Consider the following 22,523-nt stretch of genomic DNA (forward strand, 5'->3'; position numbering starts at 1 on the left):
GCGCCGGATACGGATGCCTGCTGCGGCAGCATTTCCGCGAAGAAGCCGTTTCGCGCGAAGGGTGCCGACGCAAGGACGAGGCGGCGCACCTTGTCCGGTGCCTGCGCAGCCATCTGCAACGCAACACCGCCACCGAAGGAGTAGCCGAGCACGTCGACCTGATCATACCCAAGCCGGGTGACAAGTTCGGCCATGTCGGCGCCTATCGCGGGGATATCGATCGGTCGGCTGCCGAGCGGCGTGCGGCCATGGCCCTGGAGGTCGACGCCGATAACCTGGCGCTTCTCCTGCAAGGTCTTGAGGTTCTCGCCATACATCTCGATCAGGCCGAGGCCGCCATGCAGCAGGAGCAGCGGCTCACCCTTGCCGCGGATTTCGTAATAGTAGTCGATGCCGTTGACCGACAGGTGGCCGGCCTTGTCCGGCTTACCGACGATACTCTGCAACGGATTTTCCTTGACCTCCTCCGCCTGCGCCGCGGCGGGTGCAAAGGCGGCAAGGGCTGCGGTCAGAAGGGTGATGACGGTCATCTTCGGCATGTCTCTCTCCTCGGTTTCAACCGGCGCCTTGCCGGCCTCATGCACCAAGGACGCGTGTGGTCGCCGCATGCCGACAGGATGGGGGAAATTTTCGGAAACTACCTCGCAAATTGAATCACGATGCTGCGAATTCGATTCCGATTTCTGGCCTATGCCATTGAAATGTAAAGAAGACGGTTGCCCGATGCGGGGATGTGCAAAGGAAGAAAACTTTAACCCATGCGGATGCATATTAGCGCTACACCAATGCATCCCGGCCGGCCATGACGCACAGTTTCTCCTACACCCATTACGATCTCGACCTGCTACGCGGCGGGACCGTGGTCGAAATCACGCTGTCGGCCGTCGCCAATGTCCGCCTGATGAGCCACGCCAATTTCGACCTGTTCAAGAATGCGCGCCAGCACAAATTCCTCGGCGGCGTCGCCAAACAGTCGCCGATCCGGCTGACGATTCCGAAGAACGGCCACTGGCATGTGGTGGTCGATATGGAAGGACATCCGGGCAAGGCGCAGTCGTCGATCAAGATCGTGCCGCTAGCCCCTCAGAAGCCGGCGCAGCGCTTCAGCGCTGCATAATTAGCCTTCGCCGCGCTCCTTGCGCAGCTTTGCCCACCAGTCGAGCCGCTTGCGCAATTCGCGCTCGAAGCCGCGCTCCGGCGGATCGTAGAAAGTCCGGCGGCCCATCTTTTCCGGGAAGTAGTCCTGGCCCGAAAAGGCATCCGGCTGGTCGTGGTCGTAACGATATCCGTCACCGTACCCCTCACCCTTCATCAGCTTGGTCGGGGCGTTGAGGATGTGCTTCGGCGGCAGCAGCGAGCCGTGCTCCTTCGCCGCCCGCATGGCCGATTTGTAGGCGGTGTAGATGGCGTTGGATTTCGGCGCGGTGGCGAGATAGACGCAGGCTTGCGCCAGCGCGAGATCCCCCTCCGGCGAGCCGAGGAAATCATAGGCGTCCTTCACCGCATTGCATACGACGAGGGCCTGCGGATCGGCAAGGCCGATATCCTCGACGGCCATGCGCACCATGCGGCGGCAAAGGAAGAGTGGATCCTCCCCGGCATCGAGCATGCGCGTGAGATAGTAGAGCGAGGCATCGGGATCCGAGCCGCGCACCGCCTTGTGCAGCGCGGAGATGAGATTGTAGTGGCCGTCCTGCGACTTGTCATAGACCGGCGCGCGGCGTTGCACGATGCGGAAGAGATCGTCCTGCCCGAAGGTCTCGCCGGCACGCGCAGCGCGCCACACCTCCTCGGCCAGGGTCAGCACGGCGCGGCCGTCGCCATCGGCCATGCGCAGCAGCGAGGCGCGCGCCTCCTCATCCAGCGGCAGCGGCTTGTCCTCGACGGCCTCGGCGCGCTTCAAGAGCTCTTCCAGGCTTGTCTCGTCATGCGGCTTGAAGGTAAGCACGCGGGCGCGTGACAGGAGAGCGGCGTTGAGTTCGAAGGACGGATTTTCCGTCGTCGCGCCGACGAGCACGATCGTACCGTCTTCCATCACGGGCAGGAAGCTATCCTGCTGGGCGCGGTTGAAACGATGGATCTCGTCGACGAACAGCAGCGTCTGGCGCCCGCCCATGCGGCGTGCGCGGGCGGCCTCGAACACCTTCTTGAGATCGGCGACACCGGAGAAGATCGCGGAAATCTGTTCGAAGGCGAGACCCGTTTCGCCTGATAGCAGCCGCGCCACCGTCGTCTTGCCTGTGCCGGGCGGCCCCCAGAAGATCATCGAGCCGAGCGAGCCCGCCTCGATCATGCGCGAGAGCACGCCATCCGGGCCGGTCAGGTGTTCCTGGCCGGAGACTTCGCCCAGCGTGCGGGGACGCAGGCGGTCGGCCAGCGGCCGTTTCGCCTTCATGTCCTCCGGCTCATGCGGGGCAAAGAGATCGCTCATCGGAAGAACTGGCGGATGCGCTGGCCGTCGCGCTCAATCTCGACACGCCAGATAGACGGGTCTTCGCCGGCGAGCTTAGCGAGCGTTTCTGTTGTCGTGACGGCGGTGCCGTTGAGCTCGATGATGATGTCGCGCGGCTGGAGGCCAATGCGCGCGGCCGGCGAGCCGCGGTTGACCTCGGTGACGACGACGCCGTTCGTCGTGCCCTGCCCGGCCGGCATGCGCAGTTCCTCGGACACGCGCGGCGAGAGATTGGCGACGACAGCGCCTGAGAAGGGATTACGGCCTTCGATGAGGCGTTCGTCGCGCGGCGTCGTTTCCGGCGCACGATCGAGCGAGAGTGTCAGATCCTGCGGCTTGCCATTGCTGACGACCGTGATGCGCGCCGTGCCGCCAATGCCGACGGTGGTGAGGCGATAGCCGAGCGCATCGGGATGCTCGACGGGGATGCCGTTGACGGCCGTGACGATCTGGCCCGGCTTCATGCCGGCTTTTTCCGCCGGGCTGCCGGGCTGGACCTTTGAAATCAGGGCACCACGAGCGCGGTCGAGGCCAAGCGCTTCGGCAACCTCGGAGGTCACCGCCTCGAAGGTCGCACCGACAAAGGGACGATCGAAGCTGGCGCTGCCGTTTTCGGCGCTGGCGACAAAGGTTTTCACGAGATTGGCGGGAATGGCGAAGCCGACGCCGTTGGAGCCGCCGCCACGCGAAAAGATCGCGGTGTTGATGCCGATCAGCTCGCCGTTCATGTTGATGAGCGCGCCGCCGGAATTACCGGGATTGATGGCGGCATCCGTCTGGATGAAGAAGCCGAAATCGCCCGAGCGCACCTGGTTGCGGGCAAGCGCGGAGACGATGCCGCTCGTGACCGTCTGGCCGACGCCGAACGGGTTGCCGATGGCAAGCACGAGATCGCCGACCTCGACCGCATCGCTGTTTCCGAGCGGCAGCGTGGTAAAATCCCCCTCCGTCTTGATCTTCAGGACGGCGAGATCGACGCGTTCGTCTTTCAGAACCACGGTGCTTTCGTATTCGCGGCCATCGGCGAGCGCCACCTTGATGTCGCTCGCACCCTCGATGACATGATTGTTGGTGACCACGATGCCCTTGGCGCCGACGATGACGCCCGAGCCGAGCGAAGATTGCTTCTGGCTGCGGTTCGGCATCTGCTGGCCGAAGAATTCCTCGAAGAAGGGATCGCCGTCGAAGAGGGAGCGGCGCTCGACGACACGCTCGGCATAGACGTTGACCACGGCGTTTTCGACCTGCTTGACGAGCGGCGCGAAGGAGAGTTGCATTTCCGTACGCGATTGCGGCACGGTGCGCTCCTCGGCCATGGCGGGCGTCATCAGCGCGAGTGCCATGGCAAGCGGGGCGGCAAGCAGAATGCGGATATGCGTCATCGATTGAGTCTCCTTCGTTTCCGCGCCACGTTCAGATAGGATTTCGCGGTAAAAAAGGCAAACTTTGCGATCTCCACCTCCCTCGCGCCACCTCACGCCGTGCGCACGAAAAAGTGGTCGCAAGAAATATTCACAGCCGTTGAAACAACATGCTCCGCCGTTACGTAGAAGCAGGGAAACAACCAACCAATCGAGCCCGCCATGTCTCTCTATCGTCCCCCGCGCATTGCCTCTTCCGAAATTACGCCCGAGCGCTGGTTCCTGAACCGTCGCGGCTTTCTCGCGGCGGCAGCCGGCGGTGCCCTTGCCGCGGCGGGAACACCAGCCTTCGCGGAAGCGCTGAAGGCGTCCAAGAGCAAGTACACCGTTGATGAGACGCTGACGCCCGAAAAGGACGTGACGGGTTACAACAATTTCTACGAATTCGGCCTGGGCAAGGAAGACCCGGCGGCGAATTCCGAAAAATTCAAGCCGACGCCCTGGACGGTGAAGGTGGACGGGCTGGTCGGCAAGCCGAAGGAATTCGGCCTGGAGGAGTTGCTGGCCATGCCGCTGGAGGACCGGGTCTACCGCATGCGCTGCGTCGAGGCCTGGTCGATGGTCGTTCCCTGGGTGGGCTTTCCGCTGTCGACCCTGCTCGACAAGGTGGAACCGTTGGGCGACGCCAAATACGTCGCCTTCGAGACGGTGGTACGGCCGGAGGAAATGCCGGGGCAATCGGGCTACTTCCAGTCGCTGCCCTGGCCCTATGTCGAGGGCCTGCGGCTCGACGAGGCCCGCCATCCGCTGGCCATCCTCGCCGTCGGCGTCTACGGCAAGACGCTGCCCAACCAGAACGGCGCGCCGATCCGTCTCGTCGTTCCCTGGAAATACGGCTTCAAGGGCATCAAGTCGATCGTCAAGATCACGCTGACCGACAAGCAGCCGCCCTCGACCTGGAACATTTCCGCACCGAACGAATACGGCTTCTATGCCAACGTCAATCCGGAGGTGGACCATCCGCGCTGGAGCCAGGCGAGCGAAAACCGCATCGGCGAAGGCGGTTTCTTCGGCGCCAACCGCCGGCCGACCCTGCCCTTCAACGGCTATGCCGAGGAGGTCGCCGGCCTCTATAGCGGCATGGATCTCAGGACGAACTACTGATGCTGCCCGCCCTGCCCCGCAAATACCATGCTGCCTCGATCTGGCTGCTCTATGCCGCCGGCTTCCTGCCTGCGGCCTATGGCTTCTGGCTCGGTGCGACGGGACGGCTGCCCGGCAATCCGGTGAAGGAGTTCGAACACCTGCTGGGGCTCTGGGCGCTGCGCTTCCTTGTCGCCACGCTGGCGATCACGCCGCTGCGCGATCTCTTCGGCATCAACTGGATCCGCTACCGCCGGGCGCTCGGCTTGCTGGCCTTCTGGTACGTGCTGATGCATTTCCTGACCTATATGGTGCTCGACCAGTACCTGAATTTCACGGCCATCCTCGTCGATATTGCCAGGCGCCCCTTCATCACCATCGGAATGGCCGCTTTCGTGATGCTCATCCCGCTGGCGCTGACCTCCAACAACTGGTCGATCCGCCGGCTCGGGCCGCGCTGGGTAAAATTGCATAAGCTGGTCTATATCATCGCCGCAGCCGGGGCTCTGCACTTCGCCATGTCGGTGAAGGTCGTGGGTCTGGAGCCGTGGACCTATATCGCCTTGGTGGCGGTGCTTCTTGCCTACAGGCCGATCCGCCCGATGCTCCGCGGTAAAAAGCGGGCGCGGCCGGATTCGGCCTTTCGAAGCAGCGAGCGTTCGGCCTAGAGCATTTCCAGCAAAAGTGCGAAGCGGTTTTGCGTTCGGAAATGCGGGAAAACATAGGAAATAGAGCATTTCCGCGATTTGGAGAAAAGCGGAAATGCTCTAGCGTCGGCTGTGCGCTTCTGCATCGTCCCTGACGACGAAGAGTTTGGGAGTGGATGCAACGGAGGTATCCGCGGCATTGCTGACCACGCGGTTGCGGCCACTGCTCTTGGCGAGGTAGAGCAGTCGGTCAGCGCGGCTGATAGCGTCATGGATCGTATGATCCCCCGCCGCTGTGACCGCGACGCCGAAGCTTGCCGTTATGGCCCGGTCTATTCCGATTCTTTCGAGATTGCGCTCTGACAGGGCAAGACGAACCGCGTTTGCCAAGGTATGCGCATCCGGCAAACGGCAGTTCGGCAAGTAGGCGATGAATTCCTCACCGCCGAAACGCGCAACGGCAACCTCCGGCCAGGAGAGCGTGCGCAGAAGCGCCGCCACCTCGCGAATGACGTTGTCTCCCGCGGCATGGCCGTAGCAATCGTTCACCGATTTGAACCAGTCGATATCCGCAACGATGATCGCCGCTTCCTTCTTCGCGGCACGGCCGTTTTCGTCGATGAACTGCTCGAAGCCGCGGCGGTTGAGCAGACCGGTCAACGGGTCCTCCTCGGCCGCCTTGCGATGCCGCTCGACGATGCGCAGCGCGACGGAGGAGAGCGCCGTCAGGGCCAGAACAAGCGCGCCGATGGTCGCGGTGATCTGCATGATGTAGGCGTAGGCCGAGCCGATGAATTCGCCCATCGCCAGCGTGCCGGCCATGACGAAGAAGACGATCGTCCGCACAGTCGTCTCCAGCATCACGAAAATCACGGCGCAGAGCAGGGCCCGATCGAGCCAATTGCGTGGCCGGCGCCAGGAGGAAAGCATGGCGACCAGCATCAGCAGGCTGCAGGCGATGTCGTTGATGAAAAGCTCGCAGCGCAGGCTTCCGGCGATCAGAACCGCATAGGTCGTGCCTGCATAGGCGATAGCGGCGATCGCCAGTCGCAGACCGACAAGCCGGGGCGCCTCGAAATGCGTGACGAGTCCATGGCTATAGAACAGGAAGGCCGCGAGGAAAGCCGCATCCGCCACCATCGCGACGACGGGCACCGGCACGATGACTTCTAAGAGCGGCGCCAGGAAGCCGAGTGCCGCGCAAAGATAACCGGCGCCCCAGAAAAGGGCGGCGCGATTGCCGAAGCGGCCCACGACGAGAAACGCGACACCGAACAGAGTGAGAACCACCGGCAGCAGAAATGCGAAGTTCTCGCTCATTGATCAGACTCGATTAAACTCCCGCGAATTTTAGGGGCAAGGCCTGAAAACTATGCCTAGGGACATGGTTTCCAAAATCTTGCGCGCCAGCCGTCGCGCCCGGGGGATTTCGCGCAAATAAAAAGCCGGACGCTGGTGGCGTCCGGCTTCAAACCGTTCGGATCGAACGATCGTTCTTATGCGGCTTCGGCAGCTTCTGCTTCAGCGGCGACGCGAGCCTTGTCGGCTGCGCCCTTGGCGTCGACATCGCGTTCAACGAACTCGATGACGGCGAGCGGGGCGTTGTCGCCGTGGCGGTAGCCGGCCTTCATGATACGCAGATAGCCACCGTTGCGGCTGGCGTAGCGGGTTGCGATCGCGTCGAACAGCTTCGAAACGACGGCAACGTCACGGATCTGCGAGATCGCCTGACGACGAGCGTGCAGGTCGCCGCGCTTGCCGAGGGTTACGAGCTTTTCGACGATCGGGCGAATTTCCTTCGCCTTCGGCAGCGTCGTTACGATCTGCTCATGCAGGATGAGCGAAGCAGCCATGTTGGCGAACATCGCCTTGCGGTGGCTGGCAGTACGGTTGAGTTTGCGACCGGAATTCTGGTGGCGCATCTCGGTTCTCCTTCACATGCAGGCAGGTGGCCTGCCGTTTGATGGTGTTAATACTGGTCTTCGTAGCGCTTGGCGAGATCTTCGATGTTCTCGGGCGGCCATGCGGGCACTTCCATGCCGAGATGCAGGCCCATGGAAGCGAGAACTTCCTTGATTTCGTTGAGCGACTTGCGACCAAAATTCGGAGTGCGAAGCATTTCGGCTTCGGTCTTCTGAATGAGATCGCCGATATAGACGATGTTGTCGTTCTTCAGGCAGTTCGCCGAACGGACGGAAAGTTCCAGTTCGTCGACCTTCTTGAGGAGCGCCGGGTTGAACGCCAGTTCGGTGACCGATTCTTCTTCGGCTTCCTTCTGCGGTTCGTCGAAGTTGACGAAGACCGAGAGCTGGTCCTGAAGAATGCGGGCTGCAAACGCGATCGCATCTTCACCGGTGACGGAGCCGTCGGTCTCGATGGACATGGTCAGCTTGTCATAGTCGAGAACCTGGCCTTCACGGGTGTTTTCCACCTTGTAGGACACTTTCTTGACCGGCGAGTAGAGGCTGTCGACCGGGATGAGGCCGATCGGAGCGTCTTCGGAGCGGTTACGATCGGCCGGGACGTAGCCCTTGCCGTTGTTGACCGTGAACTCCATGCGGATTTCCGCGCCCTCGTCGAGGGTGCAGATCACATGGTTCGGGTTCAGGATCTCGATGTCGCCGACCGTCTGGATGTCACCAGCCGTTACGACGCCCGGGCCCTGCTTGCGGACAACCATGCGCTTGGAATCGTCGCCATCCATCTTGATGGCGATTTCCTTGATGTTGAGCACGATGTCCGTCACGTCTTCCCGGACGCCGGGAATGGACGAGAACTCGTGCAGGACGCCGTCGATCTGCACGGCGGTAACAGCCGCACCGCGCAGCGACGACAGGAGAACGCGACGCAGCGCGTTGCCGAGCGTCAGGCCGAAGCCACGCTCCAGCGGCTCGGCAACAAGGCTTGCCTTGGTGCGGCCGGAGGAGGTGAACTCCACCTTGTTCGGCTTGATCAGTTCCTGCCAGTTTTTCTGGATCATATGTTTTGCCTTCCGTTCGCCGCCACCATTCAATCGTGGCGGCCGAGCCCTGAAGTTCCGTGGACGCCGGACGGCCTCCACGGTTGTTCGAATGCGATGATCAGACGCGGCGCTTCTTGCGCGGACGGCAACCGTTGTGCGGGATCGGGGTCACGTCGCGGATGGACGTGATCATGAAGCCGGCAGCCTGGAGGGCGCGCAGAGCCGATTCACGACCCGAACCCGGACCGCAGACTTCGACTTCCAGCGACTTCATGCCGTGTTCCTGAGCCTTCTTGGCGCAGTCTTCAGCAGCGATCTGGGCAGCGAACGGGGTCGACTTACGCGAACCCTTAAAGCCCTTTGCACCGGCCGACGACCAGGCAATGGCGTTGCCCTGTGCGTCGGTAATGGTGATCATCGTGTTGTTGAACGAAGAATTGACGTGAGCAACACCCGAGGTGATGTTCTTGCGTTCGCGACGGCGGACGCGTGCGGCTTCCTTGGCCATGGATAGTCCTTTCGTTGATCTCTACACCGCCGTAATGCCAGCGGCTCCACCGGGCCGGGACGAAACCCCTGCCCTGAATAAAATTTGCACACGCCCCGAAGGGACGTCTGCGGCGATATCGTCACTGCCGTAATGCCAGCAGCTCCACCGACCGGGACCCATGCATGACGCAAGGCCCCGCTCGAAACTCAAAAGAGGCCGGCGCAAAGCGCCAGCCTCCCATTCCCCGTTTCCGGGAAATTACTTCTTCTTGCCTGCGATGGCCTTCGCCGGGCCCTTGCGGGTACGGGCGTTGGTGTGCGTGCGCTGACCGCGGACCGGAAGGCCACGACGGTGACGCAGACCGCGGTAGCAACCGAGGTCCATGAGACGCTTGATGTTCATCGAGGTTTCGCGACGCAGGTCGCCTTCGACCTGGTAGTCGCGGTCGATGGCTTCACGGATCTGCAGAACTTCTGCGTCCGTGAGCTGGTGCACGCGGCGATCAGCCGGAATACCGACCTTCTCGATGATTTCCTGTGCGAATTTCGGGCCGATCCCGTGGATGTAGGTCAGCGCGATGACTACGCGCTTCGCGGTCGGGATGTTGACGCCAGCGATACGTGCCACGCCTGTTCTCCTTGCTTCCAGTTGCCATCCGGCAAGTGGTTTTCTTCATTCGATACGGCCGGAAAGACCGCGACTCAATTGATGTTCGGGGCATGTCGAAAACGACCGAACCCGGACTTCGTTCTTAGAAATCCGCGCCGATCGCAATGGCATGTCGCGAGTTGGCGCTGTCATAAGGGGGAATCGGCCGAAAAGTCAACTCCCGGCCGGCCCTTTTTACCCAATATCAGGCGTTCTCCAGGATTCCGCCGATCTCGGCGGTCACCTTGTCGACATTGGCCATGCCGTCGACCGTCTGAAGCTTGCCCGTCGAAGCGTAGTAGTTCGACAGCGGCGCGGTCTTCTCGCGGTATTCCGTGAGACGACGCTTGAAGGCTTCCGGATTGTCGTCGGAGCGAACCGTACCGCCGGCGGCGATCGTTTCGGCAACGCGATTCTCCATGCGCTTGACCAGCGCGTCCTCGTCGACCTTCAGCTCGATGACGGCGTCGAGGGCAATGCCCTTGCCGGCGAGGATCTCGTCGAGGGCCTGCGCCTGCGGAACCGTGCGCGGGTAGCCATCCAGGATGAAGCCCTTGGCACAGTCGGCAGAGTCGATTCGATCGGAAACGATTTCGTTGACGATCGCGTCGGAGACGAGCTCGCCGGCATCCATGACGGCCTTGGCGCGCTTACCGACATCCGTGCCGGCGGCAACGGCCGCCCGCAGCATGTCACCCGTGGAAAGCTGCGGAATACCGTACTTTTCCGTCAGGAGCTTGGCTTGGGTTCCCTTGCCGGCCCCCGGCGGTCCCAGAAAAATCAGTCTCATCGTCCCCTCTTTCCTCCACGCAGCTTCGACTTCTTGATCAGCCCCTCATACTGCTGAGCAATCAGGTGACCCTGTATCTGTGCTACAGTATCGAGGGTCACGCTGACAACAATCAAAAGCGACGTACCACCAAGGTAGAACGGCACCCCGGTCTGCGAGATCAGGATTTCGGGAAGAATGCAGACGAACATCAGGTAGGCCGCGCCGATGACCGTGATGCGGGTCAGCACGTAGTCGATATATTCGGCGGTGCGCTCGCCCGGACGGATGCCGGGGATAAAACCGCCGTGCTTCTTCAGATTATCGGCCGTGTCCTTCGGATTGAAGACGATGGCCGTGTAGAAGAAGGCGAAGAAGGCGATCATGGCGGCGTAGAGCACCATGTAGAGCGGCTTGCCGTGGCCGAGCGACGCGATGACGGCGGTCGCCCAGGAGGGCAGCTCCGAGGTGTTCGAGAAGCCCGCCAGCGTTGCCGGGAGCAGCAGCAGCGACGACGCGAAGATCGCCGGGATGACGCCCGAGGTGTTGAGCTTCAGCGGCAGGTGCGAGGTATCGCCCTGGAACATGCGGTTGCCAACCTGGCGCTTCGGATACTGGATCAGCAGGCGGCGCTGGGCGCGCTCCACGAAGACGATGAGCGCGATGACGACGACGGCCATGAGCACGACGGCAAGAATCACGCCGAAGGACAGGGCGCCCGTGCGGCCGAGTTCCAGCGTGCCGGCCAGGGCGTGCGGCAAGGCTGCGACGATACCAGCGAAGATGATCAGCGAAATGCCGTTGCCGATGCCGCGCGAGGTGATCTGTTCACCGAGCCACATCAGGAACATCGTGCCGCCGAGCAGCGAGATCACGGTGGAAATGCGGAAGAACCAGCCCGGATCGTTGACGAGCCCTGCCCCGCTCTCGAGGCCGACGGAAATCCCGTAGGCCTGCAGCGTGCCGAGCAGCACCGTGCCGTAGCGGGTGTACTGATTGATGATCTTGCGGCCCTGTTCGCCTTCCTTCTTCAGCTGTTCCAGCGAAGGGACGACGGAGGTCATCAGCTGCACGATGATCGACGCGGAGATATACGGCATGATACCGAGCGCGAAAATCGCCATGCGCTCGACGGCGCCGCCGGAGAACATGTTGAACAGGCCGAGAATGCCGCCGGACTGGCCGCGGAAGGCCTGGGCAAAGGCTTCGGGATTGAGGCCCGGCAACGGGATATAGGTGCCGAGACGATAGACGAGCAGCGCGCCCAGCGTGAACCAGAGGCGCTTCTTCAGGTCTTCCGCCTTGGCGAAAGTCGAGAAGTTCAGATTAGAGGCAAGTTGTTCCGCTGCCGAAGCCATGCATTTCTCCGCGTAGCCGATCCGGCGGCGGTGAAGCCCGGCCAGGTCCGGAATGGCTGATCCGTTTGGCACCTGCGCCCTGCCCTCCCCGGACCGGTCACGCCGATGCTGAAATTGGTCGTGCCCGCCTGCCATTGCAGCAAATCGGGCGGATGGAGCCTAAACCGGTTGAAACGCGGATTGTCAAGCAATCCCGGCCTCACCCTGGTTTTTCTTCCGGATAACGACGCGGATTTGAGAATCCGTCTGTCGTCGTGAGGCTCACATATGGGAGCAAAATCGCCCGGTGTGAAGCACACCGGGCGATTAAATGTCGAATTATTCGGCGGCTTCTGCGGCTGCCACCAGCAGCTTGATCGAGCCGCCGGCCTTTTCGATCTTTTCGATCGCGGGCTTGGAGGCGCCGGCGACTTCGAAGGCAACCTTGGCCTTCAGTTCGCCGTCGGCCAGAACGCGCACGCCGTCCTTTTCGCGACGGATAACGCCGGCTGCCTTGAGGGCAGCGGCATCAACGGTCGCCTTGCCGTCAAGCTTGCCGGCGTCGATGGCCTGCTGAACGCGGCCGAGCGACACGATGACGAAGTCAGACGAGAAGATGTTGTTGAAGCCGCGCTTCGGAAGGCGACGGTAGATGGGCATCTGACCGCCTTCGAAGCCGTTGATAGCAACGCCCGAACGAGCCTTCTGACCCTTGACACCGCGACCACCGGTCTTGCCCGAACCCGAACCGATACCGCGACCGACGCGCTTACGGTTCTTCGAGGAGCCTTCGTTGTCCTTGATTTCATTCAGTTTCATGATCTATCCCCTCACTTCTCTTCGACGACGCGAACGAGGTGCTGGACGGCACGGATCATACCACGGACAGACGGCGTGTCTTCCAGCGTGCGAACCCGGTGCATCTTGTTGAGGCCCAGGCCGACGAGCGTTGCGCGCTGGATGGCCGGACGGCGGATGGGGCTGCCGATCTGCTCGACAGTCACCGTCTTCGTGGCGGTTTCTTTCTTAGCCATGATCAGTGCTCCTTATTCTTCGGCAGAGACGCCGGCAGACGTGCGGCGAGCCTGCAGCGTGGCGTACTTCATGCCGCGCTGAGCTGCGATGTCCTTCGGGTGCATCTGGCTCTTGAGGGCGTCGAACGTCGCACGGATCATGTTGTACGGGTTCGAGGAGCCGGTCGACTTGGCGACGACGTCATGAACGCCGAGCGTTTCGAAGACGGCGCGCATCGGACCACCGGCGATGATACCGGTACCGGCCTTGGCCGAACGCAGCAGCACCTTGCCGGCGCCGTGACGGCCGTGCACGTCATGGTGCAGCGTGCGGCCGGAGCGCAGCGGTACGAAGATCAGGTCGCGCTTGGCGGCTTCCGTGGCCTTCCGGATTGCTTCCGGAACTTCACGAGCCTTGCCGTGGCCGAAGCCGACGCGGCCCTTCTGGTCGCCGACGACGACGAGAGCTGCAAAACCGAAACGACGGCCGCCCTTGACGACCTTCGCGACGCGGTTGATCGCGACGAGCTTGTCGACAAACTCGCTGTCGCGCTCTTCGCGGTTCTGGCGGTCATCGCGACCGCGCTTTTCCTGTGCCATTGTCCTTTTCCTTTTTCTTTTCCGGGTGCAATCGGCAGATTGTCGAAAGTCGCCGCCATTCAGGAAATGGCAGCGACCAGTACCCTACTGAGTGATCGGCGGGGCACGAAAAGTGCCCGGCCGAATGATCAGAAGTTCAGACCACCTTCACGGGCGGCTTCGGCGAGAGCCTTTACGCGACCGTGATAGAGGAAGGCGCCACGGTCGAAGACGACGTCCTTGACGCCGGCCTTGACTGCGCGCTCGGCAATGAGCTTGCCGACGGCAGCAGCAGCTGCCGTGTCAGCGCCCGTCTTCAGCGACGAACGCAGATCGGTGTCGAGCGTGGAGGCAGCCGCAAGGGTCTTGCCGTCAACGTCGTCGATAACCTGTACGTAGATGTTCTTCGACGAGCGATGAACCGACAGGCGCGGACGGCCGTTGGCCACCGCCTTGAGGGTACGGCGCACGCGGTTGGCGCGGCGCACGAGAGCTTCTTTAGTGCTAGCCATTTCGCGTGATCCTTACTTCTTCTTGCCTTCCTTGCGGACGATGCGTTCTTCCGCGTACTTGACGCCCTTGCCCTTGTAGGGCTCGGGGCCACGGTACTCGCGGATTTCCGCAGCGACCTGGCCGACCTGCTGCTTGTTGATGCCGGAGATGATGATCTCAGTCGGCTTCGGAACAGCGATCGTGATGCCTTCCGGCGTCTGGTAGACGACGTCATGGCTGAAACCGAGTGCCAGCTGCAGGTTCTTGCCCTGCAGAGACGCGCGGTAACCGACGCCGTTGATTTCGAGCTTGCGCTCGTAGCCGTCCTTGACGCCCTTGAAGATGTTCTCGACCATCGTGCGGGACATACCCCACTTGGAACGAGCGTCCTTCGACTGGCTGGTCGGCTGGACGACGACGGCGTTGTCTTCGAGCTTTACCGAAACTTCGTCGTTTGCGACGAAGAACAGTTCGCCCTTCGGGCCCTTCGCGGTGACCTTCTGACCATCTACGGTCGCGGTGACACCAGCGGGAACCTGAACGGGCTTCTTACCGATACGAGACATTGTTTTATCCTGTCTGTTCGTTATGGAGATCCTTGCCCGATCTTAGAAGATCGAGCAAAGAACCTCGCCACCAACGTTCTGTTCGCGTGCCTGGTGATCGGCCATCACGCCCTTCGGGGTCGAAAGGATGGTGATACCGAGACCGTTCGCGACCTGCGGAATGGACTTGACCGAGACATAGACCCGGCGGCCCGGCTTGGAGACGCGGTCGATCTTGCGGATCACGGACGCGCCTTCGTAGTACTTGAGTTCGATGTTCAGCTCGGACTTGCCGTTGCCGAATTCGACTTCCGAATATCCACGGATGTAGCCTTCAGCCTGAAGGACATCCAGAACGCGGGCGCGCAGCGTCGAAGCCGGCGTGGAAACGCTCGACTTGCGGCGTGCGGCGCCGTTGCGGATACGGGTGAGCATATCGCCCAGGGGATCAGTCATTGCCATGTACCCGTCTCCTTACCAGCTCGACTTGACAATGCCCGGCACCTTGCCGGAATTGCCCAGTTCACGAAGCGCAATACGCGACATACCGAGTTTGCGGTAATAGGCGCGCGGACGGCCCGTTACCTGGCAACGGTTGCGGATGCGGGTCTTCGAACCATTGCGCGGCATTTCGGCAAGCTTGAGGGTTGCCTTGAAGCGCTCTTCGATCGGAAGAGACTGGTTCTGGATGATCGCCTTGAGGGCGGCGCGCTTGGCAGCCTGGCTGGCGACCAGTTTGCGACGGCGGTTATTCTTCTCGACTGCGCTGGTTTTAGCCATAACAGTAATCCTTCTTTACGCTTGTCGTTACGGTCAGGCGCGGAACGGGAAGCTGAACTCTTTCAGAAGAGCGCGTGCTTCGTCGTCCGTCGGTGCCGTCGTGCAAACGATGATGTCCATGCCCCACATCTGATCAACCTTGTCGTAGTTGATCTCAGGGAACACAATGTGCTCCTTGATACCCATGGCGAAGTTGCCACGGCCATCGAAGGACTTCGGGTTCAGACCACGAAAGTCGCGTACGCGGGGCAGCGCGATGTTCACGAGGCGATCCAGAAATTCGTACATGCGGGCGCCGCGCAGGGTGACCTTCGCGCCGATCGGCATGCCTTCACGGACCTTGAAGCCCGCGATCGAGTTGCGGGCGCGCGTGATGACCGGCTTCTGGCCGGCGATCGCTGCGAGGTCGGCTGCGGCAACGGTTGGCTTCTTGGAGTCGCCCGTGGCTTCGCCCACGCCCATGTTGATCACGATCTTGTCGAGCTTCGGGATCTGCATTTCGTTGGCGTAGGAGAACTGCTCCTTCAGCGCCGCGCGAATACGCTCGACATATTCCTTCTTGAGCCGGGGCTCATACTTGGTGTCAGCCATCGATCGACACTCCCGAACGCTTTGCTACACGAACCTTCTTGTCGCCTTCGACCTTGAAACCGACGCGGGTCGGCTTGCCGTCCTTGGGGTCGGCGATCGCGATGTTCGACAGGTGGATCGAAGCTTCCTTGGTGATGATGCCGGCTTCCTGGGTCTGGGTCTGGCGCTGGTGACGCTTCACCAGGTTGATACCCTTGACGACCGCACGGTCTTCCTTCGGCATTACCTGCACGACTTCACCGGTACGGCCCTTGTCCTTGCCGGTGAGCACGACGACCTTGTCGCCTTTACGGATCTTCTGCATAGCCATCGCTCCTTAGAGTACTTCGGGAGCCAGCGAGATGATCTTCATGTGGTTCTTGGCGCGGAGTTCGCGCGGAACCGGTCCGAAGATACGGGTGCCGATGGGCTCTTTCTTGTTGTCGATCAGGACAGCGGCGTTGCTGTCAAAACGGATGACGCTGCCATCGGGGCGGCGGATGTCCTTGGCGGTGCGAACAACAACCGCCTTCATCACGTCACCCTTCTTCACGCGGCCGCGCGGGATAGCTTCCTTGATCGAGACGACGATAACGTCGCCGACCGAAGCGTACTTGCGCTTGGAGCCGCCCAGCACCTTGATGCACATGACACGACGTGCGCCGGAATTATCCGCCACGTCGAGGTTAGTCTGCATCTGAATCATGTCAGGTCGCCTTCTTGTTTCACCAGACCGGTTGGGCCAATCCCGATCAAGGAAAGGCCCCCTGTTCCAGCATATGGAAATTCATGTCTTCGCGCGGGAAGATGTGTTGCCAGGGTGGTTTCCCTTCGGCGAACCGACGGACCTTCCGTGCGCTCAAAGCAAAAGACGCTCGTGATTCCGAGCGTCCTTGCGCTGCTTCATACAGGTTTTCGCGCCAGACGCAAGGGCCGGGCGCGAAATCTGAAGATTTTAAGCCTGGGCCGCTACAACGGTCCAGCGCTTGTCCTTGGAGATCGGGGCGCATTCCTGGATGGAAACGACGTCGCCGACCTTGTACTGGTTGGTTTCGTCATGCGCTTTGTACTTCTTCGACCGGCGAACGGTCTTCTGAAGCAGGGGATGGGCAAAACGGCGTTCGACGCGGACGACAACAGTCTTGTCGTTCTTGTCGCTGACAACAGTGCCCTGCAGAATGCGTTTCGGCATATTTCTTGGTCCTTAGGCCTTGGCTTCTGCCGCCTTCTGGCGGGCAATGGTCTTGACGCGTGCGATGTCCTTGCGGACTTCGTTGATGCGCGAGGTCTTCTCAAGCTGGCCGGTGGCCTTCTGGAAGCGCAGGTTGAACTGCTCCTTCTTCAGCTTGGCAAGCTCTTCGTTCAGCTGGTCGGCGCTCAGCGCCTTGACGTCTGCGGCTTTCATGACGCTCGCTCCTTACTCTGCAATGCGCTGTACGAAGCGCGTCTTGACCGAGAGCTTGGCCGAGCCGAGACGAAGCGCCTCACGGGCGATCTCCTCGGAGACACCGTCGATCTCGAACATCATACGGCCGGGCTTGACCTTGGCTGCCCAGTATTCGACCGAACCCTTACCCTTACCCATGCGGACTTCCGTGGGCTTTGCGGTGACCGGGACGTCGGGGAACACGCGGATCCACACACGGCCGGCACGCTTCATGTAACGGGTGATCGCGCGGCGGGCCGCTTCGATCTCGCGAGCGTTCACGCGGTTAGGTTCCTGAGCCTTCAAGCCGAACTCGCCGAAAGCGAGGTCGGAGCCGCCCTTGGCGACACCCTTGATGCGGCCCTTGAACTGCTTGCGGTACTTGGTACGCTTTGGCTGCAACATTTTTTTACTTCTCCGATATTGGCTGCCAAACGCGACTGTTACGCGTTTTCACGACGACGGTCGCCGCGATCGCCGCGTTCACGGCTTGCGGGACCCTGGCTGTCACTTTCGCTTGCGCGACGCTCAGAGGCCATCGGATCGTGCTCAAGGATTTCGCCCTTGAAGATCCAGACCTTGATGCCGCAGATGCCGAATGCGGTTTCGGCTTCAGCCGTACCGTAATCGATGTCTGCACGCAGCGTGTGAAGCGGAACGCGACCTTCGCGGTACCATTCGGTACGAGCGATTTCCGCGCCGCCGAGACGGCCGGCGCAGGTGATCTTGATGCCTTCGGCGCCAAGACGCATGGCCGACTGAACAGCGCGCTTCATCGCACGGCGGAAAGCCACGCGGCGTTCGAGCTGCTGGGCGATCGACTGCGCGACGAGCGTCGCGTCGACTTCCGGCTTGCGCACTTCAACGATGTTGAGGTGCGTTTCGGAGTTCGTCATCTCGGAAAGCTTCTTGCGGAGCTTCTCGATGTCTGCACCCTTCTTGCCGATGATCAGACCCGGGCGAGCCGAGTGGATCGTGACGCGGCACTTCTTGTGCGGACGCTCGATGACGACCTTGGCGATACCGGCCTGCTTCAGCTCTTCCATGACGAAAGCGCGGATCTTCAGGTCTTCGTGGAGCAGCTGGCCGTATTCGGCGTTGTCGGCGAACCAACGGCTGTCCCAGGTACGGTTGATGCCGAGGCGGAAACCGATTGGATTAATCTTCTGGCCCATTATGCGGCCTCCCCTTTGGCTTCGACTTCACGGACGACGATCGTGAGATGCGAGAAGGGCTTCTCGATCCGCGATGCACGGCCGCGGCCACGAGCGTGGAAACGCTTCATGACGATCGACTTGCCGACATAGGCCTCAGCGACGATCAAACTATCGACGTCGAGGTCGTGGTTGTTTTCTGCGTTGGCGATCGCGGACTCGAGCGTCTTCTTGACGGTCTCGGCGCTGCGCTTGCGCGAGAACTCGAGCTCGGCGAGAGCGCGGTCCACCTTCTTGCCGCGGATGAGCGCAGCAAGCAGGTTGAGCTTCTGGGGGCTGACGCGGATCGTGCGCGCGATGGCCTGCGCCTCGTTATCCTTCAGCCGGCGTTCGGCTTTAGCCTTACCCATCGTTACTTCCTCTTCGCCTTCTTGTCCGCACCGTGACCGTAGTAGGTCCGGGTCGGAGCGAATTCACCAAACTTGTGGCCGACCATGTCTTCGTTGACAGCAACCGGGATGTGCTTGCTGCCATTGTAGACGCCGAAGGTCAGTCCAACGAACTGCGGCAGGATCGTGGAGCGACGGCTCCAGATCTTGATTACTTCGCTGCGACCGCCTTCACGAACCTTCTCAGCCTTCTTGAGAAGATAGCCGTCAACAAACGGGCCTTTCCATACTGAACGAGCCATTTCTGACTAACCTCTCTTACTTCTTCTTCAAGTGGCGCGAGCGCATGATGAACTTGTCGGTCGACTTGTTCGAGCGGGTACGCTTGCCCTTGGTGGGCTTGCCCCACGGGGATACCGGGTGACGACCACCGGAGGTGCGGCCTTCACCACCGCCGTGCGGGTGGTCGACCGGGTTCATGACGACACCGCGGTTGTGCGGGGTCTTGCCGCGCCAACGCGTACGACCAGCCTTGCCGTCGTTGATGTTGCCGTGGTCCGGGTTGGAGACGGCGCCGACGGTTGCGAGGCAGGAGGCATGAACCAGGCGCTGTTCGCCCGAGTTCAGGCGAAGGATCGCCATGCCCTGGTCGCGACCGACCAGCTGTACGAAGGTGCCGGCCGAACGGGCGATCTGACCGCCCTTGCCCGGCTTCATTTCGACGTTGTGGACGATCGAACCAACCGGGATGTACTGCAGCGGCATGGTGTTGCCGGGCTTGACGTCAACAGCCTTGGTGGAGGCGATGACCTTGTCGCCGGCCGTCAGGCGCTGCGGGGCCAGGATGTAGGCCTGCTCACCGTCGGCATAGTTCACCAGAGCGATGAACGCGGTGCGGTTCGGGTCGTATTCCAGACGCTCGACCGTGCCTTCGACGTCGAACTTGCGACGCTTGAAGTCGACGAGGCGGTAGGTACGCTTGTGACCGCCGCCGATGAAGCGGGCCGTGATACGACCAAGGTTGTTACGACCACCGCTCTTAGAAAGACCTTCGGTCAGCGCCTTGACGGGCTTGCCCTTGTGAAGGCCGGACCGGTCGACGATGACCAGCTGGCGCTGGCTCGGAGTGGTCGGGTTGTAGCTTTTCAATGCCATTTTCTTGTTTCCTCTTTAGCCGACTGCTCGATTAGAGCCCGGTGGAGACGTCGATGGACTGACCGTCAGCAAGCGTGACGATAGCCTTCTTGACATCTCCCTGCCGGCCGGCGAAGCCGCGGAAACGCTTAACCTTGCCCTTGCGGACGAGCGTGTTCACAGCCGTGACCTTGACGCCGAAGAGAGCTTCCACGGCAGCCTTGATTTCAGGCTTGGAGGCGCGCTTGGCGACGTTGAAGACGATCTGGTTGTTTTCGGATACCAGCGTCGACTTTTCGGTGATCGAAGGAGATACGATCACATCGTAGTGGCGAAGATCCGTCATTTGAACCGCTCCTCGAGGGCTTCTACAGCAGCCTTGGAGAGCACGAGCTTGCCGCGGCGCAGGATGTCGTAAACATTGATGCCCTGGATCGGCAGAACATCCACGTTCGGGATGTTGCGTGCTGCGAGCTTGAAGTTGCCGTCAAGTTCAGCGCCGCCGATGAAGAGGGCATTGGTGAGGCCGAGCGAAGCGAACACGCCGGCCAGAGCCTTCGTCTTGGCTTCCGAGGCAACGAGGTCGTCGATGATGATGACGTCGTCGGACTTCAGCTTGGCCGAGAGGGCGTGACGCAGGCCGAGAGCGCGAACCTGCTTGGGAAGGTCGTGAGCGTGGCTGCGAGCGGTCGGGCCGTGAGCCTTGCCACCGCCGCGGAACTGCGGAGCGCGAGCCGAATGGTGACGAGCGCGGCCCGTACCCTTCTGCTTGAACATCTTGGCGCCGGTGCGCGACACTTCAGCGCGCGTCAGCGACTGGTGCGTGCCCTGCTGCTTCTTGGCGAGCTGCCAGCGAACGACGCGGGCAATGATGTCTTCGCGCGGCTCGAGGCCGAAGATCGCGTCGGAAACGGAGACCTTGCCGGCGTCCTTCCCTGCGAGGGTCGTGACTTTGAGATCCATGATCAGGCTCCCTTACTTAGCTGCGGCGCGCACGGCGGCCGGACGCGGAGCGTCGGACGGGGTGCCGGACTTGACGGCGTCGCGAACCACAATCCAGGCGCCCTTGGAGCCCGGGACTGCGCCCTTGACGAGAATGAGACCGCGCTCTTCGTCCGTGGAGACGACTTCGAGGTTCTGGGTGGTGACGCGCGTCTGGCCCATGTGACCAGCCATGCGCTTGCCCTTCCAGACCTTGCCCGGGTCCTGGTTGTTACCCGTCGAACCGTGCGAACGGTGCGAAACGGAAACGCCGTGCGTTGCACGAAGACCGCCGAAGTTGTGGCGCTTCATGGCACCGGCAAAACCCTTACCGATCGTGGTGCCGGTCACGTCGACCAGCTGGCCGGCGACGAAATGGCTGGCGGTGAGTTCCGCGCCGATTTCGATGAGGTTGTCTTCCGAAACGCGGAATTCAACGAGCTTGGCCTTGGGCTCGACGCTTGCGGCCGCAAACTGGCCGCGCAGAGCCTTTGCCGTGTTCTTCACCTTGGAAGAGCCGGCGCCGAGCTGAACAGCCGTGTAGCCGTTCTTGTCCTGCGTACGCTGAGCGACGACCTGGACGTTGTCCAGTCGCAGTACTGTTACAGGGATGTGCTCACCTGCGTCATTATAGACGCGAGTCATCCCTACTTTCTGTGCAATCACACCTGAACGCATGGTTCAATCCTCTTAGAAGTCCTGGCGGGATCGTGACGTCCCGTCATGCCTCTTGGTTTAAGGATTCCACTCGGGCTCTAGGCCGTCGGGTTTCCCGTTTTTAGAAGACGTCGGCTTTCGCCACGTACCTTCCTTGTTATTCGGCTTGCGCCAGGACTTAGAGCTTGATCTCTACGTCCACACCGGCCGCAAGGTCGAGCTTCATAAGAGCATCGACCGTCTGCGGCGTCGGATCTACGATGTCGAGCAGGCGCTTATGGGTGCGCATCTCGAACTGTTCACGGCTCTTCTTGTCCACGTGGGGCGAACGGTTGACAGTGAACTTTTCAATACGGGTCGGGAGAGGAACGGGACCGCGGACGCTTGCGCCGGTGCGCTTTGCCGTCGACACGATTTCACGCGTGGAGGCATCAAGGATCCGGTGGTCAAACGCCTTGAGGCGGATGCGGATGTTCTGGCCGTTCATACGACTTTTCCTTAGTTCGTTATTCGCGATTCGCTCGGGGAATACGCGCTTTTTTGATTCTGCGGTTCCCATAACGGAACGCACATGAAAACACAATGCCGAAAGGCCAGTCCGCTAAATTATCAAAGACCGGAGGGGCAGGATAACAACCCTGCCCTTCCTATTTCAGCGGCTTGACGCCTTAAGACTTACTCGACGATCGAGGCAACGATGCCGGCGCCGACGGTACGGCCGCCTTCGCGGATAGCGAAGCGCAGCTTTTCTTCCATCGCGATCGGAACGATCAGTTCAACGGCAACTGTGACGTTGTCGCCCGGCATGACCATTTCCGTGCCTTCCGGCAGCGAAACGATGCCCGTCACGTCCGTCGTGCGGAAGTAGAACTGCGGACGGTAGTTCGTGAAGAACGGCGTATGACGGCCGCCTTCTTCCTTCGTCAGGATGTAGGCTTCAGCCATGAACTTCTTGTGCGGCTTGACCGAACCCGGCTTGCACAGGATCTGGCCA

The 22,523-nt window shown here is 61.3% G+C and carries 34 protein-coding genes and 1 pseudogene; 3 read left to right on the forward strand and 32 right to left on the reverse strand.

The window, feature by feature from the left end:
• Nucleotides 1-539: alpha/beta fold hydrolase (locus ACOZKU_RS14705; protein ID WP_421579512.1), on the reverse strand; the 539-nt coding region annotated here is incomplete at its 3' end.
• Between the two features lie 263 nt (nucleotides 540-802).
• On the opposite strand from ACOZKU_RS14705, the gene ACOZKU_RS14710 reads away from it, so the two are divergent.
• The gene (locus ACOZKU_RS14710; protein WP_421579513.1) at nucleotides 803-1,117 is read left to right on the forward strand and encodes a DUF1883 domain-containing protein; all 315 of its coding nucleotides are present in this window, start codon (nucleotides 803-805) and stop codon (nucleotides 1,115-1,117) included.
• On the opposite strand, the gene ACOZKU_RS14715 is transcribed toward ACOZKU_RS14710, so the two are convergent.
• Complete coding sequence (locus tag ACOZKU_RS14715; protein ID WP_314095106.1) at nucleotides 1,118-2,431, reverse strand: replication-associated recombination protein A; 1,314 nt, start codon at nucleotides 2,429-2,431, stop codon at nucleotides 1,118-1,120.
• Nucleotides 2,428-3,834: a DegQ family serine endoprotease gene (locus tag ACOZKU_RS14720; protein WP_421579514.1), complete on the reverse strand. Its 1,407-nt coding sequence runs from the start codon at nucleotides 3,832-3,834 to the stop codon at nucleotides 2,428-2,430. The genes ACOZKU_RS14715 and ACOZKU_RS14720 overlap by 4 nt, the downstream gene beginning before the upstream one ends.
• 201 nt (nucleotides 3,835-4,035) lie before the next feature.
• Between ACOZKU_RS14720 and msrP the strand changes: the two genes are divergently transcribed.
• Nucleotides 4,036-4,977, forward strand: coding sequence for a protein-methionine-sulfoxide reductase catalytic subunit MsrP (msrP, locus tag ACOZKU_RS14725; protein WP_421579515.1), 942 nt, complete (start codon nucleotides 4,036-4,038; stop codon nucleotides 4,975-4,977).
• Nucleotides 4,977-5,624, forward strand: a complete 648-nt coding sequence (gene msrQ, locus ACOZKU_RS14730) for a protein-methionine-sulfoxide reductase heme-binding subunit MsrQ (protein WP_421579516.1) — start codon at nucleotides 4,977-4,979, stop codon at nucleotides 5,622-5,624. The genes msrP and msrQ overlap by 1 nt, the downstream gene beginning before the upstream one ends.
• Nucleotides 5,625-5,723: 99 nt before the next feature.
• Here msrQ and ACOZKU_RS14735 read toward each other — a convergent pair whose 3' ends face one another.
• The 29 genes and pseudogenes from ACOZKU_RS14735 to tuf form a co-directional block, all read right to left on the reverse strand.
• Nucleotides 5,724-6,923 (reverse strand): GGDEF domain-containing protein, encoded by a 1,200-nt coding sequence (locus ACOZKU_RS14735; protein ID WP_421579517.1) that lies wholly within the window; start codon nucleotides 6,921-6,923, stop codon nucleotides 5,724-5,726.
• A 176-nt stretch (nucleotides 6,924-7,099) separates the two neighbouring features.
• Nucleotides 7,100-7,525, reverse strand: coding sequence for a 50S ribosomal protein L17 (gene rplQ, locus ACOZKU_RS14740; RefSeq protein WP_117372306.1), 426 nt, complete (start codon nucleotides 7,523-7,525; stop codon nucleotides 7,100-7,102).
• A gap of 47 nt (nucleotides 7,526-7,572) precedes the next feature.
• On the reverse strand, nucleotides 7,573-8,583 hold the full coding sequence (locus tag ACOZKU_RS14745; protein ID WP_117372305.1) for a DNA-directed RNA polymerase subunit alpha: 1,011 nt from the start codon (nucleotides 8,581-8,583) through the stop codon (nucleotides 7,573-7,575).
• A gap of 100 nt (nucleotides 8,584-8,683) precedes the next feature.
• Nucleotides 8,684-9,073 carry a 30S ribosomal protein S11 gene (gene rpsK / locus ACOZKU_RS14750; RefSeq protein ID WP_023513823.1) on the reverse strand — a complete coding sequence of 130 codons (390 nt, stop codon included), beginning with the start codon at nucleotides 9,071-9,073 and terminating at the stop codon, nucleotides 8,684-8,686.
• Between the two features lie 240 nt (nucleotides 9,074-9,313).
• The gene (rpsM, locus tag ACOZKU_RS14755; RefSeq protein WP_058329561.1) at nucleotides 9,314-9,682 is read right to left on the reverse strand and encodes a 30S ribosomal protein S13; all 369 of its coding nucleotides are present in this window, start codon (nucleotides 9,680-9,682) and stop codon (nucleotides 9,314-9,316) included.
• 226 nt (nucleotides 9,683-9,908) lie between these two features.
• Complete coding sequence (locus ACOZKU_RS14760; RefSeq protein WP_421579518.1) at nucleotides 9,909-10,493, reverse strand: adenylate kinase; 585 nt, start codon at nucleotides 10,491-10,493, stop codon at nucleotides 9,909-9,911.
• Nucleotides 10,490-11,830: a preprotein translocase subunit SecY gene (secY, locus tag ACOZKU_RS14765; RefSeq protein ID WP_117372302.1), complete on the reverse strand. Its 1,341-nt coding sequence runs from the start codon at nucleotides 11,828-11,830 to the stop codon at nucleotides 10,490-10,492. Before secY ends, ACOZKU_RS14760 begins: the two co-directional genes overlap by 4 nt.
• Before the next feature lie 318 nt (nucleotides 11,831-12,148).
• Nucleotides 12,149-12,628 (reverse strand): 50S ribosomal protein L15, encoded by a 480-nt coding sequence (gene rplO / locus ACOZKU_RS14770; protein ID WP_314095083.1) that lies wholly within the window; start codon nucleotides 12,626-12,628, stop codon nucleotides 12,149-12,151.
• A gap of 11 nt (nucleotides 12,629-12,639) precedes the next feature.
• Nucleotides 12,640-12,843: a 50S ribosomal protein L30 gene (rpmD, locus tag ACOZKU_RS14775; RefSeq protein ID WP_313528559.1), complete on the reverse strand. Its 204-nt coding sequence runs from the start codon at nucleotides 12,841-12,843 to the stop codon at nucleotides 12,640-12,642.
• 12 nt (nucleotides 12,844-12,855) lie between these two features.
• Nucleotides 12,856-13,422 carry a 30S ribosomal protein S5 gene (gene rpsE / locus ACOZKU_RS14780; protein ID WP_244760740.1) on the reverse strand — a complete coding sequence of 189 codons (567 nt, stop codon included), beginning with the start codon at nucleotides 13,420-13,422 and terminating at the stop codon, nucleotides 12,856-12,858.
• Nucleotides 13,423-13,550: 128 nt separating this feature from the next.
• Complete coding sequence (gene rplR / locus ACOZKU_RS14785) at nucleotides 13,551-13,913, reverse strand: 50S ribosomal protein L18 (RefSeq protein ID WP_244760739.1); 363 nt, start codon at nucleotides 13,911-13,913, stop codon at nucleotides 13,551-13,553.
• A gap of 12 nt (nucleotides 13,914-13,925) precedes the next feature.
• Nucleotides 13,926-14,459: a 50S ribosomal protein L6 gene (rplF, locus tag ACOZKU_RS14790; RefSeq protein WP_244760738.1), complete on the reverse strand. Its 534-nt coding sequence runs from the start codon at nucleotides 14,457-14,459 to the stop codon at nucleotides 13,926-13,928.
• A 42-nt stretch (nucleotides 14,460-14,501) separates the two neighbouring features.
• Nucleotides 14,502-14,900, reverse strand: coding sequence for a 30S ribosomal protein S8 (gene rpsH / locus ACOZKU_RS14795; protein WP_314095076.1), 399 nt, complete (start codon nucleotides 14,898-14,900; stop codon nucleotides 14,502-14,504).
• A 12-nt stretch (nucleotides 14,901-14,912) separates the two neighbouring features.
• On the reverse strand, nucleotides 14,913-15,218 hold the full coding sequence (rpsN, locus tag ACOZKU_RS14800; RefSeq protein ID WP_421579519.1) for a 30S ribosomal protein S14: 306 nt from the start codon (nucleotides 15,216-15,218) through the stop codon (nucleotides 14,913-14,915).
• A 33-nt stretch (nucleotides 15,219-15,251) separates the two neighbouring features.
• Nucleotides 15,252-15,809 (reverse strand): 50S ribosomal protein L5, encoded by a 558-nt coding sequence (gene rplE, locus ACOZKU_RS14805; RefSeq protein WP_117372295.1) that lies wholly within the window; start codon nucleotides 15,807-15,809, stop codon nucleotides 15,252-15,254.
• Nucleotides 15,802-16,113 carry a 50S ribosomal protein L24 gene (rplX, locus tag ACOZKU_RS14810; protein WP_024270443.1) on the reverse strand — a complete coding sequence of 104 codons (312 nt, stop codon included), beginning with the start codon at nucleotides 16,111-16,113 and terminating at the stop codon, nucleotides 15,802-15,804. Before rplX ends, rplE begins: the two co-directional genes overlap by 8 nt.
• A 12-nt stretch (nucleotides 16,114-16,125) precedes the next feature.
• Nucleotides 16,126-16,494: a 50S ribosomal protein L14 gene (rplN, locus tag ACOZKU_RS14815; protein WP_117372293.1), complete on the reverse strand. Its 369-nt coding sequence runs from the start codon at nucleotides 16,492-16,494 to the stop codon at nucleotides 16,126-16,128.
• Nucleotides 16,495-16,743: 249 nt separating this feature from the next.
• Nucleotides 16,744-16,980, reverse strand: a complete 237-nt coding sequence (rpsQ, locus tag ACOZKU_RS14820) for a 30S ribosomal protein S17 (RefSeq protein ID WP_117372292.1) — start codon at nucleotides 16,978-16,980, stop codon at nucleotides 16,744-16,746.
• Nucleotides 16,981-16,992: 12 nt separating this feature from the next.
• A complete protein-coding gene (gene rpmC / locus ACOZKU_RS14825; protein ID WP_024270441.1) occupies nucleotides 16,993-17,193 on the reverse strand; it encodes a 50S ribosomal protein L29 in 201 nt (66 codons plus the stop codon).
• Nucleotides 17,194-17,205: 12 nt separating this feature from the next.
• Nucleotides 17,206-17,619 carry a 50S ribosomal protein L16 gene (gene rplP, locus ACOZKU_RS14830; protein WP_117372290.1) on the reverse strand — a complete coding sequence of 138 codons (414 nt, stop codon included), beginning with the start codon at nucleotides 17,617-17,619 and terminating at the stop codon, nucleotides 17,206-17,208.
• 38 nt (nucleotides 17,620-17,657) lie between these two features.
• The gene (rpsC, locus tag ACOZKU_RS14835) at nucleotides 17,658-18,389 is read right to left on the reverse strand and encodes a 30S ribosomal protein S3 (RefSeq protein WP_117372289.1); all 732 of its coding nucleotides are present in this window, start codon (nucleotides 18,387-18,389) and stop codon (nucleotides 17,658-17,660) included.
• The gene (rplV, locus tag ACOZKU_RS14840; RefSeq protein ID WP_117372288.1) at nucleotides 18,389-18,778 is read right to left on the reverse strand and encodes a 50S ribosomal protein L22; all 390 of its coding nucleotides are present in this window, start codon (nucleotides 18,776-18,778) and stop codon (nucleotides 18,389-18,391) included. The genes rpsC and rplV overlap by 1 nt, the downstream gene beginning before the upstream one ends.
• 2 nt (nucleotides 18,779-18,780) lie before the next feature.
• The gene (gene rpsS, locus ACOZKU_RS14845) at nucleotides 18,781-19,059 is read right to left on the reverse strand and encodes a 30S ribosomal protein S19 (protein ID WP_023517272.1); all 279 of its coding nucleotides are present in this window, start codon (nucleotides 19,057-19,059) and stop codon (nucleotides 18,781-18,783) included.
• 16 nt (nucleotides 19,060-19,075) lie between these two features.
• The gene (rplB, locus tag ACOZKU_RS14850) at nucleotides 19,076-19,912 is read right to left on the reverse strand and encodes a 50S ribosomal protein L2 (protein ID WP_314095045.1); all 837 of its coding nucleotides are present in this window, start codon (nucleotides 19,910-19,912) and stop codon (nucleotides 19,076-19,078) included.
• 31 nt (nucleotides 19,913-19,943) lie between these two features.
• Nucleotides 19,944-20,237 carry a 50S ribosomal protein L23 gene (locus ACOZKU_RS14855; protein ID WP_117372286.1) on the reverse strand — a complete coding sequence of 98 codons (294 nt, stop codon included), beginning with the start codon at nucleotides 20,235-20,237 and terminating at the stop codon, nucleotides 19,944-19,946.
• Complete coding sequence (rplD, locus tag ACOZKU_RS14860; protein WP_117372285.1) at nucleotides 20,234-20,854, reverse strand: 50S ribosomal protein L4; 621 nt, start codon at nucleotides 20,852-20,854, stop codon at nucleotides 20,234-20,236. The genes ACOZKU_RS14855 and rplD overlap by 4 nt, the downstream gene beginning before the upstream one ends.
• 12 nt (nucleotides 20,855-20,866) lie before the next feature.
• Nucleotides 20,867-21,550, reverse strand: a complete 684-nt coding sequence (rplC, locus tag ACOZKU_RS14865; RefSeq protein WP_024270438.1) for a 50S ribosomal protein L3 — start codon at nucleotides 21,548-21,550, stop codon at nucleotides 20,867-20,869.
• 157 nt (nucleotides 21,551-21,707) lie between these two features.
• Nucleotides 21,708-22,016: a 30S ribosomal protein S10 gene (rpsJ, locus tag ACOZKU_RS14870; RefSeq protein WP_003507767.1), complete on the reverse strand. Its 309-nt coding sequence runs from the start codon at nucleotides 22,014-22,016 to the stop codon at nucleotides 21,708-21,710.
• Nucleotides 22,017-22,204: 188 nt separating this feature from the next.
• A pseudogene (gene tuf, locus ACOZKU_RS14875) lies at nucleotides 22,205-22,523 on the reverse strand (elongation factor Tu); the annotation flags it as partial.

Origin of the sequence: Shinella sp. M31 (genome assembly GCF_049199205.1) — a bacterium.
Classification (GTDB): Bacteria; Pseudomonadota; Alphaproteobacteria; order Rhizobiales; family Rhizobiaceae; genus Shinella.